Below are 16,568 nucleotides of genomic sequence, written 5' to 3'. Positions count from 1 at the left end.
ACATGACCGGGCGGTACTTTTTTGCTCTGAACCCGCAGACTCTACAGAGCCTGCGCACATTGCAGGAATCTCAGCACATTGCAGGGTTCTTAGGCTTCGCCCTTTTCGCCGTGGAAAATCGGGCCCACGTTACGGGGGCGTTTGAGCTCAAAGAAGCCGGGGTAGGAAGCCAGCGCCAGGGCGCCATCGAAGAGCTTACCTGCCTCTTCACCGGCGGGGCTCGGGGAGATGACAGGGCCGAAGAAAGCGGTGCCGTTAATGGAAATCAGCGGAACACCCACATCGGTGCCGCCCACGGTCTCCAGTGCCAGGTCCAGGGAGGCGCGCATCTGCTCATCGTACTGATCGGTGAAGGCGACATCCGCCAGCGCTGCGGGCAGGTTGACCTCCTCCAGCGCCTTGACGATTGCGTCACGGTAGGAATCAGCCTTGTTGTCGTTGTGGTGAATCTGCTCACCCAGAGCGTCGTAGAGGGGCTTGATGACCTCGTTGCCGTGCAGCTCACGCACAGCGGTAATGAGGCGGGTCGGCGCCCAGGACTGGTCCATCATTGCCTGGTAGTCGGCGGGCAGGTCGCGGCCCTGGTTGTGCATGGACAGGGAGAAGGGGCGCCAGGTCACCTCAACGTTGCGGACCTTCTGCACCTCACCAATCCAGCGGGAGGTAATCCAGCACCAGGGGCAAATCGGGTCGAACCAAAAATCAACCTGTGCGGGTGCGTTCTCAGCCATGAGTGTTCCTCTCTCATACGGTTGCGCCAGCCGCTACTATGAGCCGGCGCTTATTCTTCGGTACACGCTCTTCAGCACACGCTCTTCAGGACATGCCAACGAGAGCGGTACCTGCTAGTGAGCCGTCACCCCGTATAACCGGGGCGACGGCTTCTTTATTCCCTAGCCTTATCGGCTGGAAGTATTCGGTTATGCCGCCTGACGGTCCGTTTCCTTCACGGAGGCGGCCTTCGCCTCCTCCGTCACGGTGCGAGTGGTCTCGGCTTCAGGATCGGGCGCCTGCAGCACGTAGCGGGGTTCCGTGCCGTTGAGCACGGTGTCCTCACCAATGACGATGGACACCACGTCGGTGCGGTCCGGGATGTCGAACATAATCGGCTGCAGAATCTGCTCCATCATGGAGCGCAGGCCGCGGGCGCCGGTACCGCGTTCGGCGGCGAGGCGCGCAATAGCCGCGACTGCTGCGTCGTCGATGATGAGTTCCACGCCGTCCAGGGCGAAGAGGTGACGGTACTGCTTGAGCAGCGCGTTCTTCGGTTCGGTCAGCACGCGAGCCAGCTCTTCTTCGTTGAGCTCGCTCAGGGTCGAGATGACCGGCAGACGGCCAATCAGCTCGGGGATGATGCCGTAGTGCGCCAGGTCCTCGGGCATGATCTGGTCCAGCGGGTTCTTCACGGAACCGCCCAGTTCAGCACCGAAACCGATACCGCCGGCACCCACGCGGGCTGCGATGCGGTCGTCGATATTGTCGAAGGCGCCAGCCACGATGAAGAGAATGTTCGAGGTGTCAATCTCAATATTCGCGTGTGCCGGGTGCTTGCGTCCGCCCTCCGGCGGTACGGTCGCCACGGTGCCCTCAATAATCTTCAGCAGCGCCTGCTGCACGCCCTCACCGGACACGTCACGGGTGATGGAGAGGTTCTCGCCGCCCTTGCGGGCAATCTTGTCGATCTCGTCAATGTAGATGATGCCGCGCTGAGCCTTGGCAATATCACCGTCAGCGGCGTTGATGAGGCGCAGCAGAATGTTCTCCACGTCGTCACCCACGTAGCCCGCCTCGGTGAGGGTGGTTGCGTCGACCAGGGCGAAGGGCACATCCAGCTTCTTCGCCAGGGTTGCCGCCAGGTAGGTTTTACCGCAGCCGGTCGGTCCGAGCATCAGAATATTTGACTTGCCCAGCTCCACCTGCTCCCCCGCGGTCGCCGAAAGAATGCGGGAAGTCAGCACCGGGTTATCAATATCGTGGATGCGCTTGTAGTGGTTGTACACCGCCACCGCCAGGGTGTGCTTCGCCGCGTCCTGACCGATGACGTAGTCGTTGAGGTAGCTGTAAATTTCGCGCGGAGTAGCCAACTGAGATGCAGGCGCCGCCGCGGGGGCTTTCACCTTCAGACGCTCTTCAGCGAGGATCTCTTCGCACAGCTCCACGCATTCATCGCAGATGGAAACGTTCGGGCCGAGCACAATCTTGAAAACCTGCGCGCGAGTCTTCTTGCAGAAGGAGCATCGCATGCTGGCGTTGGGCTGTTCGGGAGGCACAATGATGTCTGTGGCCACGAAGATTCCCTTTCGATCGGCGTGGTGAAATCGGTGCAGAAGGGTCAGTGACCTGATGTCTGCGGTGATTTCTCAGGAGGGGCACCGGTGGGTGGTGGGTGCCGTGGTTTGAGTGAGAAACCGGTATGAAATACTCGAATTTTCTCCCTCTCTAAGGCTACCGGAGTTCACCCCGGAACCAAGAATTACGCACCGCAAATGAACGGACTTACCGGGCATATGACAAAGCGCGTCTTTTATGACGGCGGCGGGGCTGATACTCCGGCAAGAAAGCGCAGGTCAACACCAGATATCAGCTTGTCTCGCCGCCCCCACCTGGCGGGCACAAATCAGCGGGCACAAAAAGGCGGCACCGTACCGCGCACCAGCCCGAAGGCTCGCACACGGAGCGATGCCGCCCCTCCCCCGAAAAACGCTCCGGGGTATTCCTCAAAACTAAAGTTTAGGTGTGGGAAATAGCGGTGTTGGTCGCAGGCTTACGCAGCTTACGAGACTCCAGCACCTTATCGACCAGGCCGTACTCCAGGGCAGCAGCCGCAGTCAGAATGTTGTCACGCTCAATGGAGCGGTCAACTTCCTCGTAGGTCTTGCCCGAGTGCAGTGCCAAGGTCTGTGCAGTCCACTCACGCATACGCATAACCTCGTTCGCGTGAATCTCAATGTCAGAAGCCTGACCGCCCTGCTGGCCGCTCAGTGCGGGCTGGTGAATCAGCACGCGAGCGTTCGGCAGTGCCAGACGCTTGCCGGGGGTACCTGCAGCCAGCAGAACCGCCGCCGCGGATGCCGCCTGGCCCAGGCACACGGTCTGGATCTCGGGGCGGATGAACTGCATGGTGTCGTAGATAGCGGTCATCGCGGTGAAGGAACCGCCGGGCGAGTTAATGTACAGGGTGATGTCACGCTCGGGGTCCTGCGCCTCCAGAACCAGCAGCTGAGCCATGATGTCGTCAGCGGATGCGTCGTCCACCTGGGTGCCCAGGAAGATAATGCGGTCCTCGAACAGCTTTGCGTACGGGTCCTGACGCTTGTAACCGTAGGGGGTGCGCTCCTCGAAGCTGGGGAGCACGTAGCGGTTACTCGGCATAGCCGGCGCCGAGGTGGTGATATCGTTCGGCAGGTAGTTCATGTGCATCTCCCTTATGCGTTCTTCGATTCGGGCAGCTTACCGGCGGTGGTGGCAATGTGGTCGAAGAAGCCGTATTCCAGGCCTTCTTCCGCATTGAACCAGTTGTCGCGGTCGTTATCCTTCAGGATGGTTTCGAGGCTCTTACCGGTGCGCTCAGCGGTGATCTCTGCCAGGCGCTTCTTCATGTCCAGAATCAGCTCAGCCTGGGTGCGGATATCCGATGCGGTACCGCCAATACCGCCGAGGGGCTGGTGCATGAGGATGCGGGCGTTCGGGGTTGCGTAGCGCTTGCCGATAGTGCCTGCGGTGAGCAGGAACTGACCCATGGATGCTGCCATGCCGGTCACCACGGTCACCACGTCGTTCGGGATGAGCTGCATGGTGTCGTAGATGGCCATGCCGGCGGTGACGGAGCCGCCGGGAGAGTTGATGTACAGGTAGATGTCTGCCTCGGGGTCTTCAGCCGAGAGCAGCAGCATCTGGGAGCAGATGAGGTTGGCGTTGGAGTCGCGCACCTCGGAGCCGAGCCAGATAATGCGCTCCTTCAGGAGGCTGTTGTAGACGTAATCTTCCTGGGCACCAACGATGGGGGTTGCCATAGACGGCGCGGGCGCCACGCCGGCTGCCTGGGAGGCGCCGATGGGCAGAGGCATGTAGCTGGACATTCTTCCTCTTCTTCTCTAATAGGTCTTCGCTGCGTCTTTGCGCGATTTACGCGCCGGAGCGCACGCGAAAAGTTTCGTTGCTACTACCTTACCGATAGTTGCTCTCCCCCGCTTCCCTTCGGGTTGTTCGTTCGCCAGGGGGTGAAGCAAAGGCGAAAACCTCGGTACGGAATAACTTGAGGGCGGAATAGTTTGAGGTGAAAAGAGCCTCAGCGGGCACCCAACCAGTAATTCGGTGGATGCCCGCTGAGGCTACACGTTTCAAGCAATCAGCTCACGCCCTCTAGCGGGGTGGCTTTTTGCAGACCGTGGCGGGGGATTTAGGCAGCTGCCTCTTCGCCCTCGCCCAGGTACTTGGACAGGTCAACAACGTTGCCCTTGGTGTCCTTGACCGCTGCGGTCTTCAGCACTGCTGCGAGAGCCTTGGAGCGGCGAACCTCGCCGACCAGTGCGCCTGCCTGGCCGGAGCCGTCCAGCATCTGTGCGAACTGGTTGGGGTCCATGCCGTACTGGGAGCTCATGGTGATGATGTAGTTGATCATCTCAGCCTGGTCAACGGTCACTTCTTCCTTGTCCGCAACAGCGTCGAGAACCATCTCGTTCTTGAATGCGGTCTCGGTGTTCTCGCGAACCTCGGCGCGGTGCTCCTCGGTGTCGTGGCCTGCTTCAGCGTTGGGGTTGTTGAAGTGCTGCTCGAGCTGGTCCTCGATAACCTTCTCGGGGACGGGGATCTCAACGAGCTCAACGAGCTTTGCGAGGACCTTGTCGCGTGCCTGGGTGCCCTGCTCGGCAACCTTAGCCTCTGCAACCTGCTTCTTGATGTCTTCCTTCAGCTCGTCGATGGTGTCGAACTCGGAAGCCAGCTGTGCGAACTCGTCGTCAGCTGCGGGCAGCTCGCGCTCCTTGACTGCGGAGAGCTTGACCTTGATGACAGCCTGCTCGCCTGCGTGCTCGCCACCGGAGAGCTTGGTCTCGAAGGTTGCGTCCTCGCCAGCGGACAGGCCGGTCAGAGCCTCGTCGATGCCGTCGAGCATGGTGCCGGAACCAATCTGGTAGGACAGGTCGTTTGCTGCGTCAACCTGCTCGCCATCGATCTCAGCTGCGATGTCGATGGTCACGAAGTCCTTGTCAGCTGCGGGGCGCTCAACGGTCTTCAGGGTGCCGAAGCGCTCACGCAGAGCGTCCAGTGCCTGAACCTCGTCCTCAGCGGTGACCTCTACCTCGTCAACCTCAACCTCGAGGCCCTCGTAGTTGGGCAGCTCGATTTCGGGGCGGACGGTGACGGTGATGGTCAGCTTGACGTCTGCCTCACGGTTCTCGGTGGAGGGCTGGGACTGAACGTCCAGCTCGGGCTGTGCCAGGGGGGAGAGTTCGTTCTCGCCCAGTGCCTGTGCGTAGTAGTCGTTCAGAGCGTCGTTCAGGGATGCCTCGACGATGTAGTCGAAGCCCGCACGCTGCTCGATGAGCTGCTTGGGCAGCTTACCCTTGCGGAAGCCGGGAACGCTGATCTGACCCGAGAGGTTCTTGTAGGTGCGGTCCAGGTAGGGCTTGAATTCTGCGAAGGGAACCTCGACCTCAATCTTTGCGAGGGTCGGGTTGAGCTTCTCGACGGCGGTCTTCACGTCCGTGATCTCCTCATATAGTTTCGGTGCGGCACGAATCGTGTGTGCCGCGGTTGCTTAGTGGAAAGAGCGCCACGACCTTGTAGCGTCGCGGCAACCGTTTCACGTCGGGGCGACAGGATTCGAACCTGCGATCTCCTGCTCCCAAAGCAGGCGCGTTAGCCAAGCTACGCCACGCCCCGTGAAACCGACCGTGTTGCGCACTTGCGTGTTTAACACAGTCAGTGCCCTAGTTTACCTGTTTTCCCGCTAAATGCCCAACACAGCGGCTCGTGCACGGTTTATTTCCACTGAGCGCGTACTCCCCTAATAAGGATGCGCAGACCGGCACAAAAAGAGGAGGCGAGCGCCCACAAGAACAGGCAAAGGCCACCACGCAAAACCGCGCCAACACGCCAAAGAGTTTGACAGCGCAGATGGAACCTCGCTACTATGGTAAAGTTCCATTCCGGGGATGTAGCTTAATGGTAAAGCCTCAGTCTTCCAAACTGATTACGCGGGTTCGATTCCCGTCATCCCCTCGCACAATCCCCCCGACGTTGTCGGGGGGATTTTTTGTGCTCGGGGATGCCGGGAATCGCTTACGGGCGAAAATGCATTCCCTCGCGCGCTCGGGATTTTCGCCCTCCAGCCCGTCATCCCCTCGAGAACTATCCTGAACGAATCGTGGGAACCGCTTCCGCATGCGGATTTGTTTCCTCGCGCGCTCGGAATCCGCACGCTCCAGCTCGTCATCCCCGACAACACACGGAGCCCCTACCGCACTTACCCCACCTAAAAACTTCACCCCAATAAAGCAATAGGAAACAGGTACGAATATTTACCCCAAAACATGGTACACTTATTCGAAAGTAATCTATTTCAGATAGGAAAATCCAGTGACCTTGAAGATTAATGAAAAAGCTTTGGAAAAGCTCGTACAGCAACAGATTGCTACAACGACTCAGAAGTATCAGCATGAGTTTGACCGCATCGCCTCAACTATGAAGGGTAAACCGGTGGAGTTGATTCTGCCGGAACTGCAGAAGTTTGTGAAGCAACAGGGTGGAAATATTGATAATGCACAGCTGAAGGAGTGGGCTCAGTGCCTCTCTAAGGGCGAGAAATTCATCTTCACTTCATAAGCCCTCACAAAATCAGAGCAGTAGAGCTAAGCGAGGAGCCCCAATTTATTATCGAGGACTCCTCGCTTTTCTCGTATCCACAGCCGTGAGTTAGAGCCGGATACCACTACATCTGGCAGCCGGGGCACCAGTAGAGTTTGCGGCCTGCGATTTCTTCCATGCGGATGGTGGTTCCGCAGCGGCGGCAGGGCTCGCCGTGATGCATGTACACATAGTTGGCGTGGTCGGGCCACGCTTCGGTTTCGGGCACGCCGGGGCGGTCTTCAGGCTCGGTGGTGATGATGCGCCCCACGCGCACGCCGATGACCAGCAGGTGCTTATTGTCTTCCCAGAGTCGCTCCAGCTCCTCGTCGCTGAGGCTCTTGCCGGGGCGTAGCGGGTCAATTGCCTGGCGATACAGCGACTCGGCGCGGAAGATATTACCCACACCGGAGATTGCCGCCTGATCCATCAGAATCACACCAATCGGGCGGGAGCTCTTGCGTGCCGCGCGGTAGAACTGTTCGGGGTCGGCATCCGGGTTGAGCGGGTCGGGGCCGAGCTTGGAGCGGACGGTGCGCACCTCCTCCGGGGTGAGGGTGCGGCAGATAGTCGGGCCCACCAGATCCGCCCAGCCGTGCTCCGAAACAATACGGCAACGCACCGTACTCTTCGGTTCGGGAGGACCGGCGTAAGGTTCCCCCTCCCCCGCGGCGTATTCTTTTTCGCCGATCTTGCGGGGCGCACCAATGCTCGAAGCACCCGTGAACGTCTCGTCCCCGCCAAAGCTCCAGTTACCGTAAATACCCAGGTGCACGTTCAGGGTCAGGTCGTTCTCGAAGGTCACGAACAGGTGCTTACCGTGCGCGTACGCCCCGGTGATGGTGTGCCCATCCAGCAGGGCGGCACCCTCAGCGTAGCGGCCCTGCGGGGAGGAAACCTGCACGCGCTCGCCGGTGAAGACGTCACTGATTTGGCGGGCGATACGGTGGATAGAGTGGCCTTCGGGCACGGGTTCTCCTCGAAAACTTGTCGGCTAGAAATAGTGCGGATTATATGGGATGCAGAAACGACTGAGGCGCATAGCCTGCACTATGCGCCTCAGATTTTAGAGCTTAGGCAGCGTCAATCTGCTTGCCGGCAATGTCGCCGGTCTGCTCGTACTCAGCCAGCTGACCGATACGGCGTGCGTGACGCTCCTCGTTGGTCCAGGGGGTAGCCAGGAAGACCTTGATGATTTCCAGTGCTTCTTCCTTGCTGTGCTGGCGGCCGCCCACAGCAACGACCTGTGCGTTGTTGTGCTCGCGAGCCAGTGCCGCGGTGTCGTGGTTCCACGCCAGAGCCGCGCGGATACCATCAACCTTGTTCGCAGCCATCTGCTCACCGTTGCCGCTGCCGCCCAGCACAATACCCAGGGAGTCCAGGCCAGCCTCGCGGTCACGCTTCACGCCAAGGGCTGCATTAATGCAGAACGAGGGGTAGTCGTCCAGCGGGTCGTAGTCGGCGGGGCCGTGGTCAATCATTTCGTAGCCCGCAGCGGTGAGGGACTCAATCAGGTAGTGGCTCAGTTCGAGGCCAGCGTGGTCGGTTGCGATGTGTACGCGCATGGTACTCTCCTGGTGATTTTGTCTTGGTGTGACGTGCGTTTGTGCGTTCGTGGGAGGCGCCGGTTCTCAGTTCTGAGCGCCGTTACTAGAGTGCGCCGCGCATCCATCAGGTGGGATGCGCTTCCCCGTTTGGGGTTTTTCTGTCTTAACTGTATCGAATTCGCGCGGGTTCGGGTAATGCGGAGCCTTCTAGACCCCCACCTATACGGTAGACTGTGGGGTATGGCACTTTTTGGTGTCCCGATTCGCCGCGCCCAAGCTTGAACGCCTCCAGCGCTACGTATGCAGCGTCGCAGGAGCCACGCACCTCGGGAACCAGCGCACCATGACAGGGCGTGTCAACACGGCACGCTATTCACATCTAAGGAGAGGGAGCTGTATGCCCGGCCTGAACCTAACCCGCAATGAGGCAATCGAACGCGCATCCATTATTAAGCGCGTGCACTCGTACCGTATTGAACTTGACCTTCCGAAGGACAAAGACGTCTTCTCCTCGAAGGTTGAAATCCGCTTCGATGCTCAGGAAGGTGCCTCCACCTTCATTGACGCCATCACCTCCTCGGTCAAGTCCATTAACCTCAACGGCGAAGAGCTGAGCACCGACCTGGCGGACGGCGAGCGCATCCAGCTGCCGAACCTGGCGGCTGAGAACACCCTGGTCATTGACGCAGAGATGTTCTACACCAACACCGGTGAGGGTCTGCACCGTTTCGTAGACCCCGCCGACGGCGAAGTGTACCTGTACTCCCAGTTTGAGGTGCCGGACTCCCGCCGTGTGTTCCCCGTCTTCGAGCAGCCCGACCTGAAGGCTGAATTCGAGTTTATTGTGCGCGTTCCCTCGCACTGGGTGGTTGTGTCTAACCAGCCCGAGGTGAAGGTTGAGGAGAAGGAGTGCGGTTGCGGCCGTGCGAAGACTTGGTTCTTCAAGCCGACCCCGCGCATGTCTTCGTACATTACCGCGATTGTGGCTGGCCCCTACGAGAAGGTCACCAGCGAGCTGACCAACTCTGAGGATCGCGTGATTCCGCTGGGCGTGTACGCCCGTAAGTCCCTCATGCCGTTCGTGGATGCTGAGGACATGTTTGAGCTGACCCGTCAGGGCTTCGAGTTCTACGAGGAGCAGTTCAAGACCCCGTACCCGTTCGAGAAATACGATCAGCTGTTCGTGCCCGAGTTCAACGCCGGTGCGATGGAGAACGCTGGCTGCGTGACCTACCTGGAGACTTACGTCTTCCGTTCCAAGGTTGCGGAGGCTCTGCGTGAGCGCCGCGCTATCACCGTTCTGCACGAGCTGGCTCACATGTGGTTCGGCGACCTGGTCACCATGAAGTGGTGGAACGACCTGTGGCTGAATGAGTCTTTCGCTGAGTTCATGTCGACCCTGGCTGCTGCGGAGAATACCCGCTACGCGAAGGAGGCGTGGGCTACCTTCGCCGCGTCGGAGAAGACCTGGGCGTACCGTCAGGATCAGCTGTCTTCGACTCACCCCATTGTGGCTGAGATTCGTGACCTTGCCGATGTTCAGGTGAACTTCGACGGCATTACGTACGCGAAGGGCGCTTCGGTGCTGCGTCAGATGGTGGCGTGGGTTGGCCAGGAGAACTTCATGGCTGCTCTGAAGGTGTACTTCGATAAGCACAGCTGGGGCAACACCGTTCTGGACGACCTGCTGGTTGAGCTGGAGCGCACCTCCGGCCGTGACGTGCGTGCGTGGAGCGCTAAGTGGCTTGAGACCGCTGGCGTGAACACTCTCGCCGTTGAGGTTGAGAATGACGAGGCGGGCAACATTTCGAACCTGGGTATCCGCCAGTCCTACGCTGAGGGCTTCGAGACCCTGCGCCCGCACCGTGCAGTAATTGGTTTCTACAACCTGGTGGACGGCAAGCTGACCCGCACCGACCGCATCGAGCTGGATATTGACGGCGAGCTGACCGTGGTTGAGGAGGCTCTCGGCAAGAAGCGCCCCGACCTGCTGCTGCTGAACGATGAGGACCTGGCGTACGCTAAGATTCGCCTGGACGAGCGTTCCATCGAGACCGCTATCAAGCACCTGGGCGACATTGATTCGTCCGTGGCTCGCGGCGTGGTCTGGGGTTCGCTCTGGGATACCGTGCGTGACGCTCAGATGCCGGCACGTAAGTACGTTGACCTGGTGCTGAACAACATCGGTAAGGAGACCAACTCCACCGCTCTACGCACCCAGATCAACAACCTGTCCGCTACCCTGCACTCCTTCGTGGCTCCTGAGGCTCGCGAGGAGACCCGCCACCGTGCCGCTGACCGTCTCTGGGAGCTGGCATGCGTTGCAGAGCCCGACTCGGATGCTCAGCTGCAGCTGCTGCAGGCGTTCATCAACCAGACCCGCACCGAGGAGCAGTACGACAATGTGCAGCGCCTCTTCGAGGGTGAGCTGACCCTTGAGGGCCTGGACATTGACGCCGACCTGCGTTGGAACCTGGTGTGCCGCCTGGCTACCGGTGGCCGTTTCTCCGCCGAGCAGATCGCTGCGGAGTTGGAGAACGACAACACCGCGAACGGTCAGCAGTACGCCGCTCAGGCATACGCATCGATTCCGACTGCGGAGGCTAAGGCTGAGTACTGGAACAAGATCATGGTGACCGGCGAGCTGTCGAACATGATTCAGCGTTACGCTATTTCCGGTTTCAAGTCCGGCAAGCCCGAGCTGATTGCCCAGTACGATGAGCCGTACTTCGAGCAGATTGAGGGTATTTGGCGTTCGCGTTCGCACGAGATTTCCATGCAGATTATTGGTGGCATGTACCCGAGCGAGCCGACCGCTGAGTTGCTGGAGCGTACCGAGGCGTACCTGGCTTCTCTGCCTGAGGATGCTGCGGCTCTGTACCGTCAGATTGCGGAGGCACGCGACGGCGTGGCTCGTGCGCTGAAGGTTCAGGCGGCTGACATTTAACAATGCTTGTGAGCTGAGGCGGGTTCGCCACCTGCTCTCATAGGTTTTTACTCATGGGTTTTTATTCGTCCCCTTCTACCCCGAGATTCGGGGTGGGAGGGGACGTTTCTATATGGGGGTTTATGCCGGTTCTATTTTGAGTTGTGCCCCAAGTTGCACACCGGTTTGCATACAGGTTTGCACACCGAATCTAATTCTTGTCACTGCGGTGCATATTTTTTGTTATTTTCATTTGAATATCCCTCAAAAGCTCTCTACTTGGGGTTGCGCCTATCGTATACTGTTGTGCATGCCTTCTATCAAGTCTCCTATCGCGAAAGTTTCTCTGACCGGTGCAATCCTTGCTGTGGTTGCCGCCGGTTCCTTTGGCGTGTACTCCGCAGGAGGCTTCACCGCACCCGGTAGCACCGCTGCTACCGCTGCTACGGGCGCCGAGCCTACCCAGTCGGCGCAGGAAAGCCCCAGCGAGTCCCCCTCCCCCGAGCCGACTCCGGAACCGACCACCCCGGCGCAGAAGATGGAACGCACCGCGCAGAACGCCTTCGGCAAGGAGGGTGCGCAGGCAACCGGTGAGATTCAGGCGCCGTTCCCCACCTCCGCTGATGCCGCCGACATGCTGGTTCAGCAGTTCAAGGGTGGCGTGGTCATGTACACCCCCAAGTACGGTCCGGTTGCGGTGGAATCCGGCGTCTACGAGCACTGGTGGAAGCAGCGTGGGTACAGCGACTTTGCCGGTTGGGAGGGTCTGCCGGTGAGCTGGCGATCCAAGAAGGGCGTTCTGTACACCAAGTTTGAGAAGGCTGAACTCTACTGGGATAAGGCGAACGGTCTGCCGCGTAACACCAATGTTCTTGGCGCTAAGGATGCCCTGGTGATTGGTGACTCGCAGGTGACCGCAACCTCCTGGGTTGGTTTGGGTCTGAAGCAGGCAGGTTTCGTCCCGTACCTGTTCCGTTGCGGCGGCATCGGTTTTGTGACTGCCCGCGAGGGTGTGTGCCCCTCCTACTATCAGGGTGTGATGGGTGGCCGTTGGGCTCTGCCGAGCGGTAACCCCGGCGTGATTTACCTGGACGCCTCCGGCAATGACATTTACATTCACGAGGATGAGACGAAGGCGCGCGAGCACGTAAACGCTCACCAGACTCAGGTCATTGAGCAGCTGCGACGTATGTACCCGTCGTCGAAGATTGTGTTCGGTGGTGTGGTGTCTATGGATGAGGCGTCTGCACCGGATAAGCAGGTGGCGCATAAGCGTCACGTGGCAAACGAGGTGGCAAGGCAGGGTGCCCGCGAGACCGGCGTGCTGTTCATGGACACCTCGGGCTGGCAGAGCCTCTACCTGGCTGAGGGTGACATGGCTGATGGCGTGCATCTGAAGGAGAAGGCGCACCATAAGCTGGCGGGCCCCTTTGCGACTCGTCTGCGTGAACTGCTCGGCACCGCGTAAACTAACTGTGTAATCAGCCGAGTACATCAGCTTCGATCAACGCATATAGCATTAGAATGAGGCGCCGGAAGGGTTGAATCCTTCCGGCGCCTCATTCGTTTGAGTGGGTTACCCACCGCAGCTCTTAAGTTGGTGTGCGGGTTTTATACCGCGACGCTTGCCTGGCGTTCCTTCGCCTCAGCCTTCTGGTGTGCGAGCACGCCCTCCGCAAGGCGACGCTTCTGACGCTCACGAGCGGCTTCCTTCTCACGCTGCTCGGCAGCCCAGGCGACCGGGTCAATGTCGATCGACTCGTAGTGCCATTCGCCAATGTAGTCGCGAATCGGGGCGACCCAGGTGACGGGAATGCCGCGGCGCAGGTACACCTCGTGGTCGGTGTCTTCAAAAGCGTGGATAATGCGGTTGCCGTCAGCAATCAGGGACTCAATGACGGAGTCCTTCCATGCGGGGCTGTTGGAGCCGTCGTTGCCGGGCTTAGCGAACACGTGCTTGGGTTCCAGACCTGCGCGGGCGATGAACTGGTTCAATTCCTTCATGTAGGTGCCATCGCGGCCGGTAATTACTACGACCTCTGCGCCGGTGTCTGCTGTGATTTCGCGAACACGGTCGGCAACTTCAACATTGACCGTGGCGTTGCGGATGGCCTTGAAGAATCGGCGGTTGCTTGCGAAGAAACCGGTCAGGTACTTGTCCATCTGATCTCGGTTGCTGGCAAGGGTACCGTCAATGTCGACTGCAATCAGATCCATATAGGTCTCACTTTCGATCCGTACGGGAAGAATGCGCCTGGTGAGGGCGCAGCGGAAGAGTTCCCGTGCGGTGTGGCTGGTAATCGGTGTGTCAAAGACGCCCCGGTGAAAGGGCGTAGTCTTTCTAGAATACCCTATTTTCGTAAAGTAATGCCCTATCGAATGTCATTATTACAACTACCCCGTTGATGTCATACGGCATAGAAAAACCGCTGGTGGCGCAGGCAAAGAGCCCACACCACCAGCGTAAAAAATCTAGAAATGTCTCGAGGAAAGTTAGAGTAGCGAACCGGAACCGCGGCGCACCAGCACCATACCGGCGGGCGCCACAATGCGCAGCCACTCCTCCGAACCTACATGCGCAGCGAACAGCGGCAGATCGCCCGTGAAGCCTTCCGGGATGAAACCAAACACGCGCAGGGCGAATGCCGCGCCGGTCGGAACAAGCACGGTATCGAACTCAGGTAGGTATTCCAGCACCATATCGGAGGACCAAATACGCGAGCGCACCGTGGAAAGCACAGCAGCGCCGGGGTTCTCGGGCAGGGCGCGTTCTACCGCCTCCAGGCCTTCTGCGGTGGCGCGGTGGAACTCTTCAACCGGGACGGTACCAACCTCGTACCAGCCGCTGAGCGGGGCTGACTTGCCAGCCCAGCTAGCGTTAACGGTCACCGGCGGCATGAACAGCACCAGCTGCGGGTTCTCTTCGTTGCCCTGTTCTTCTGCCTGCTTCTGCAGACGCGCCAGACGGTCCAGCAGCGCCTGCGCCTGTACGGTCATGTCCAGGGTGGAGTCAGCCAGCAGGTGCAGGGCTCGCAGACCCATGATGACCGGGGTGTCCGAGGAGGCGTCCTCCGGCTCCAGGGAGCAGGCGAATACCGCCACCACGCGGCCGCGCGCGGTCAGGCGGATAGCGGCGTCCGGGTTCACCGCCAGGGCGCGAGAAGTGTAGGTGGCAAGGTCCTTGACCACTGCGGCACCCTGCGCGCCGCCGGGCAGGATCAGGTAGGGTTCTTCCACGCCTTCGTGGGGGTTGTACTTGAGCTCAATGGGTGCTGCCGCATTCGGTGCGCTGTTCTGGTCGGGAGCGTTCTCCTGCACGGGGGTATTGTCAGGGGTGGTTTCAGACGGCGTAGTCATTTCTGCTCCTTTTCGGCGTTGGCCTGCTCGGTGGCAAGTTGGTGGGTGATATCTGCGATGGTGTGTTAGGCAGACGTTCCAGATCGACAATCCGGGGCATCGTTCCTAGTCAATGTTCCGAATCAACCTGTCGTGGTTGTCTCAGAGCATGCTCTCCCACTCTACGCCAGAAACCGGTTCATTGAAAACGTGCGAGAATAAAACCATGACCAAGCCCACTGTGACCCAAAACCTCATGCGGATGCTGGACCTCTCCCCCGTGGAGGCGGCGCCCGCCTCCTTCGGTAGCGATGAAGTGTCTACCGGTGTGACGCTCACCCGCGAGCAGCCGCGTACTTTCGGTGGTCAGGTTCTTGCCCAGTCGATTATTGCCGCCGACCGCACGGTGGAGGGCAAGGACATCCACTCGATTCACGCCTATTTTCTGCGTCCCGGCGATATTGAGCGTGAACTGTTCTTCGCCACTCAGCGTCTGAACGATAGCCGTTCCTTCTCGACCCGCCGCGTGCAGGTGTTCCAGGATGAGGCGCCCATGTTCTCGGCGATTATGTCTTTCCAGTCCGATAGCCGCGGCCCGGAGCACACCGCAGTGACCATGCCGGAGGTGCCGGACCCCGAGTCGCTGCCGATGGTCAGCGATTATCTGGGCCAGCTCCCCCACCCCATTGCACAGGCGGTCGCGTGGGAGCGCCCGATTGATATGCGACACGTGGACGCGCCCCTGTACACTCAGGCGGATGCCTCCTCGACACAGCCGCGCGCCTGCGTGTGGTTCAAGACCTTTGACCGCCTGGTGCATGCTGATGGTTCTGAGGCCTCGGAGGCGGAGCACCGCGCCGCTATCGCCTACGCTTCGGATTATCTGCCGCTGGAGCCGGCTCTGCGCCGTCACGGCAAGTTCTGGCTGGAGCCGGGCCTCAAGAGCGCCTCGCTGGATCACGCGATGTGGTTCCACCGTTCGGCGCGTGCCGATGAGTGGCTGCTGTACGTGCTGGATTCCCCGAGCGCGCAGGGCGGCAGGATGCTCGCGCAGGGTTCGATTTTCAATCGTTCCGGTGAGCTGGTGGCGACCGTGGCGCAGGAAATGATGTTCCGCCTGCCGGAATATCGATAAAGCAGAGCACCGCTAGGACTACCGGAAGGCGTCAGGCGAACCTGGCAGAGCATACAGAAAGACCGTGTGAGGTGGTTGTCTCACACGGTCTTTCTTATGTTCTAGTGTACGGTCTAGAAGCCGTTTGGAAGCTCTTATTTAGCTTCGCCGTCAATCACACCGTCCGGGGAAATGTGCACGGTGCTCTTGGTGCGGCGGGAAACAAAGAAGTCACCCACGAATACCAGACCGGTCACCAGAAGACCCAGTGCTGCCATCCATACTGCCGCCACGCCGTAGATTATCGGGAACAGCACCACGAGCAAGCCCAGAATAAGGGTACCAATAGCAGAGAGCTGCAGGTGGCGTCCGGCGGCGTAGCTCAGGTATTTCACGCCCTGGGCAGTCATCAGACGAATCAGCGCCCACATAATCATCCACGTACCCACAATGGTCGGGATGAAGGTTGCCTGTTCACCCACCGAGGCAGTCAGCAGAATCAGGCCAGCCACCACGGTCAAGATGCCGTCAACCAGGTCCCAGCCGGTACGTGCCTGCTTTGGCGTGCCGAAGTAACGTACCAGTTCAAACACGCCACCAAGCCACACCGAAATGGAGAACACATAACCCAGAACTACCAGCGGAATAGCGGGATTGGCGAACATGTAGATTGCCGCTGCAATCAGCAACAGACCGGTAACCAAGGACATCCAGTTATATTTTGAAAGCATAATGCTCTTCTCTTCGTAATCACATGTGTCAGTTGTACTTACGCACATACCCATTATAAACCGTAAAT

14 protein-coding genes and 2 tRNA genes are annotated in these 16,568 nt (G+C 59.5%); 5 read left to right on the top strand and 11 right to left on the bottom strand.

Features of this window, described 5'->3' with window-relative positions; translation table 11 throughout:
* Nucleotides 1-89 precede the first annotated feature (89 nt).
* The 6 genes from HMPREF2779_RS08220 to HMPREF2779_RS08195 all read right to left on the bottom strand — a co-directional run bounded on the left by HMPREF2779_RS08220 (nt 90) and on the right by HMPREF2779_RS08195 (nt 5,883).
* Nucleotides 90-731: a DsbA family oxidoreductase gene (locus tag HMPREF2779_RS08220; RefSeq protein ID WP_105361274.1), complete on the bottom strand. Its 642-nt coding sequence runs from the start codon at nt 729-731 to the stop codon at nt 90-92.
* A gap of 189 nt (nt 732-920) precedes the next feature.
* Entirely contained in the window at nt 921-2,288 is a 1,368-nt protein-coding gene (gene clpX / locus HMPREF2779_RS08215) for an ATP-dependent Clp protease ATP-binding subunit ClpX (RefSeq protein WP_070686543.1), read from the bottom strand.
* Between the two features lie 442 nt (nt 2,289-2,730).
* Nucleotides 2,731-3,420, bottom strand: a complete 690-nt coding sequence (locus HMPREF2779_RS08210; RefSeq protein ID WP_012903382.1) for an ATP-dependent Clp protease proteolytic subunit — start codon at nt 3,418-3,420, stop codon at nt 2,731-2,733.
* A 5-nt stretch (nt 3,421-3,425) separates the two neighbouring features.
* Entirely contained in the window at nt 3,426-4,079 is a 654-nt protein-coding gene (locus tag HMPREF2779_RS08205; protein WP_005505718.1) for an ATP-dependent Clp protease proteolytic subunit, read from the bottom strand.
* A 320-nt stretch (nt 4,080-4,399) separates the two neighbouring features.
* Nucleotides 4,400-5,701 (bottom strand): trigger factor, encoded by a 1,302-nt coding sequence (gene tig, locus HMPREF2779_RS08200; RefSeq protein WP_105361273.1) that lies wholly within the window; start codon nt 5,699-5,701, stop codon nt 4,400-4,402.
* A 107-nt stretch (nt 5,702-5,808) separates the two neighbouring features.
* A tRNA-Pro gene (locus tag HMPREF2779_RS08195) sits at nt 5,809-5,883 on the bottom strand.
* A 268-nt stretch (nt 5,884-6,151) separates the two neighbouring features.
* On the opposite strand from HMPREF2779_RS08195, the gene HMPREF2779_RS08190 reads away from it, so the two are divergent.
* Together HMPREF2779_RS08190 and HMPREF2779_RS08185 are read left to right on the top strand one after the other, a co-directional pair.
* Nucleotides 6,152-6,222: transfer RNA gene (locus HMPREF2779_RS08190), tRNA-Gly, on the top strand.
* Nucleotides 6,223-6,579: 357 nt separating this feature from the next.
* Nucleotides 6,580-6,825, top strand: coding sequence for a hypothetical protein (locus tag HMPREF2779_RS08185; protein WP_083309675.1), 246 nt, complete (start codon nt 6,580-6,582; stop codon nt 6,823-6,825).
* Nucleotides 6,826-6,931: 106 nt separating this feature from the next.
* Here the strand turns inward: HMPREF2779_RS08185 and HMPREF2779_RS08180 are convergent, their stop codons facing one another.
* Together HMPREF2779_RS08180 and HMPREF2779_RS08175 are read right to left on the bottom strand one after the other, a co-directional pair.
* Nucleotides 6,932-7,816, bottom strand: coding sequence for an Fpg/Nei family DNA glycosylase (locus tag HMPREF2779_RS08180; RefSeq protein WP_105361272.1), 885 nt, complete (start codon nt 7,814-7,816; stop codon nt 6,932-6,934).
* Between the two features lie 103 nt (nt 7,817-7,919).
* On the bottom strand, nt 7,920-8,411 hold the full coding sequence (locus tag HMPREF2779_RS08175) for a ribose-5-phosphate isomerase (protein WP_005505713.1): 492 nt from the start codon (nt 8,409-8,411) through the stop codon (nt 7,920-7,922).
* Between the two features lie 379 nt (nt 8,412-8,790).
* Here HMPREF2779_RS08175 and pepN point away from each other — a divergent pair, with 379 nt between their 5' ends.
* Together pepN and HMPREF2779_RS08165 are read left to right on the top strand one after the other, a co-directional pair.
* Complete coding sequence (gene pepN / locus HMPREF2779_RS08170; RefSeq protein ID WP_049337988.1) at nt 8,791-11,340, top strand: aminopeptidase N; 2,550 nt, start codon at nt 8,791-8,793, stop codon at nt 11,338-11,340.
* Nucleotides 11,341-11,629: 289 nt separating this feature from the next.
* The gene (locus tag HMPREF2779_RS08165; protein ID WP_233992326.1) at nt 11,630-12,787 is read left to right on the top strand and encodes an SGNH/GDSL hydrolase family protein; all 1,158 of its coding nucleotides are present in this window, start codon (nt 11,630-11,632) and stop codon (nt 12,785-12,787) included.
* A gap of 143 nt (nt 12,788-12,930) precedes the next feature.
* On the opposite strand, the gene HMPREF2779_RS08160 is transcribed toward HMPREF2779_RS08165, so the two are convergent.
* Both HMPREF2779_RS08160 and HMPREF2779_RS08155 read right to left on the bottom strand, forming a co-directional pair.
* On the bottom strand, nt 12,931-13,536 hold the full coding sequence (locus HMPREF2779_RS08160; protein ID WP_105361270.1) for a phosphatase domain-containing protein: 606 nt from the start codon (nt 13,534-13,536) through the stop codon (nt 12,931-12,933).
* 276 nt (nt 13,537-13,812) lie between these two features.
* Nucleotides 13,813-14,676 carry a DUF8185 domain-containing protein gene (locus tag HMPREF2779_RS08155; RefSeq protein WP_105361269.1) on the bottom strand — a complete coding sequence of 288 codons (864 nt, stop codon included), beginning with the start codon at nt 14,674-14,676 and terminating at the stop codon, nt 13,813-13,815.
* A gap of 205 nt (nt 14,677-14,881) precedes the next feature.
* Here HMPREF2779_RS08155 and HMPREF2779_RS08150 point away from each other — a divergent pair, with 205 nt between their 5' ends.
* Nucleotides 14,882-15,790, top strand: a complete 909-nt coding sequence (locus HMPREF2779_RS08150) for an acyl-CoA thioesterase (protein WP_049363065.1) — start codon at nt 14,882-14,884, stop codon at nt 15,788-15,790.
* A gap of 134 nt (nt 15,791-15,924) precedes the next feature.
* Here HMPREF2779_RS08150 and HMPREF2779_RS08145 read toward each other — a convergent pair whose 3' ends face one another.
* Nucleotides 15,925-16,500 (bottom strand): HdeD family acid-resistance protein, encoded by a 576-nt coding sequence (locus tag HMPREF2779_RS08145; protein ID WP_105361268.1) that lies wholly within the window; start codon nt 16,498-16,500, stop codon nt 15,925-15,927.
* Nucleotides 16,501-16,568: the final 68 nt, after the last annotated feature.

This window comes from Rothia sp. HMSC069C03 (genome assembly GCF_001811075.1).
Lineage (GTDB): Bacteria > Actinomycetota > Actinomycetes > Actinomycetales > Micrococcaceae > Rothia > Rothia mucilaginosa.
The sequence above is the reverse complement of the archived record's forward strand: the minus strand, read 5'-3'. Positions and strand labels throughout refer to the sequence as shown.

What these genes read in the sequence shown, in the direction of transcription:
- HMPREF2779_RS08205 (WP_005505718.1), bottom strand. Translation starts at nt 4,079, where the DNA reads ATGTCCAGCTACATGCCTCTGCCCATCGGCGCCTCCCAGGCAGCCGGC.
- HMPREF2779_RS08155 (WP_105361269.1), bottom strand. Translation starts at nt 14,676, where the DNA reads ATGACTACGCCGTCTGAAACCACCCCTGACAATACCCCCGTGCAGGAG.
- HMPREF2779_RS08150 (WP_049363065.1), top strand. Translation starts at nt 14,882, where the DNA reads ATGACCAAGCCCACTGTGACCCAAAACCTCATGCGGATGCTGGACCTC.
- HMPREF2779_RS08175 (WP_005505713.1), bottom strand. Translation starts at nt 8,411, where the DNA reads ATGCGCGTACACATCGCAACCGACCACGCTGGCCTCGAACTGAGCCAC.
- HMPREF2779_RS08165 (WP_233992326.1), top strand. Translation starts at nt 11,630, where the DNA reads ATGCCTTCTATCAAGTCTCCTATCGCGAAAGTTTCTCTGACCGGTGCA.
- HMPREF2779_RS08210 (WP_012903382.1), bottom strand. Translation starts at nt 3,420, where the DNA reads ATGCACATGAACTACCTGCCGAACGATATCACCACCTCGGCGCCGGCT.
- HMPREF2779_RS08160 (WP_105361270.1), bottom strand. Translation starts at nt 13,536, where the DNA reads ATGGATCTGATTGCAGTCGACATTGACGGTACCCTTGCCAGCAACCGA.
- HMPREF2779_RS08145 (WP_105361268.1), bottom strand. Translation starts at nt 16,500, where the DNA reads ATGCTTTCAAAATATAACTGGATGTCCTTGGTTACCGGTCTGTTGCTG.
- HMPREF2779_RS08220 (WP_105361274.1), bottom strand. Translation starts at nt 731, where the DNA reads ATGGCTGAGAACGCACCCGCACAGGTTGATTTTTGGTTCGACCCGATT.
- pepN (WP_049337988.1), top strand. Translation starts at nt 8,791, where the DNA reads ATGCCCGGCCTGAACCTAACCCGCAATGAGGCAATCGAACGCGCATCC.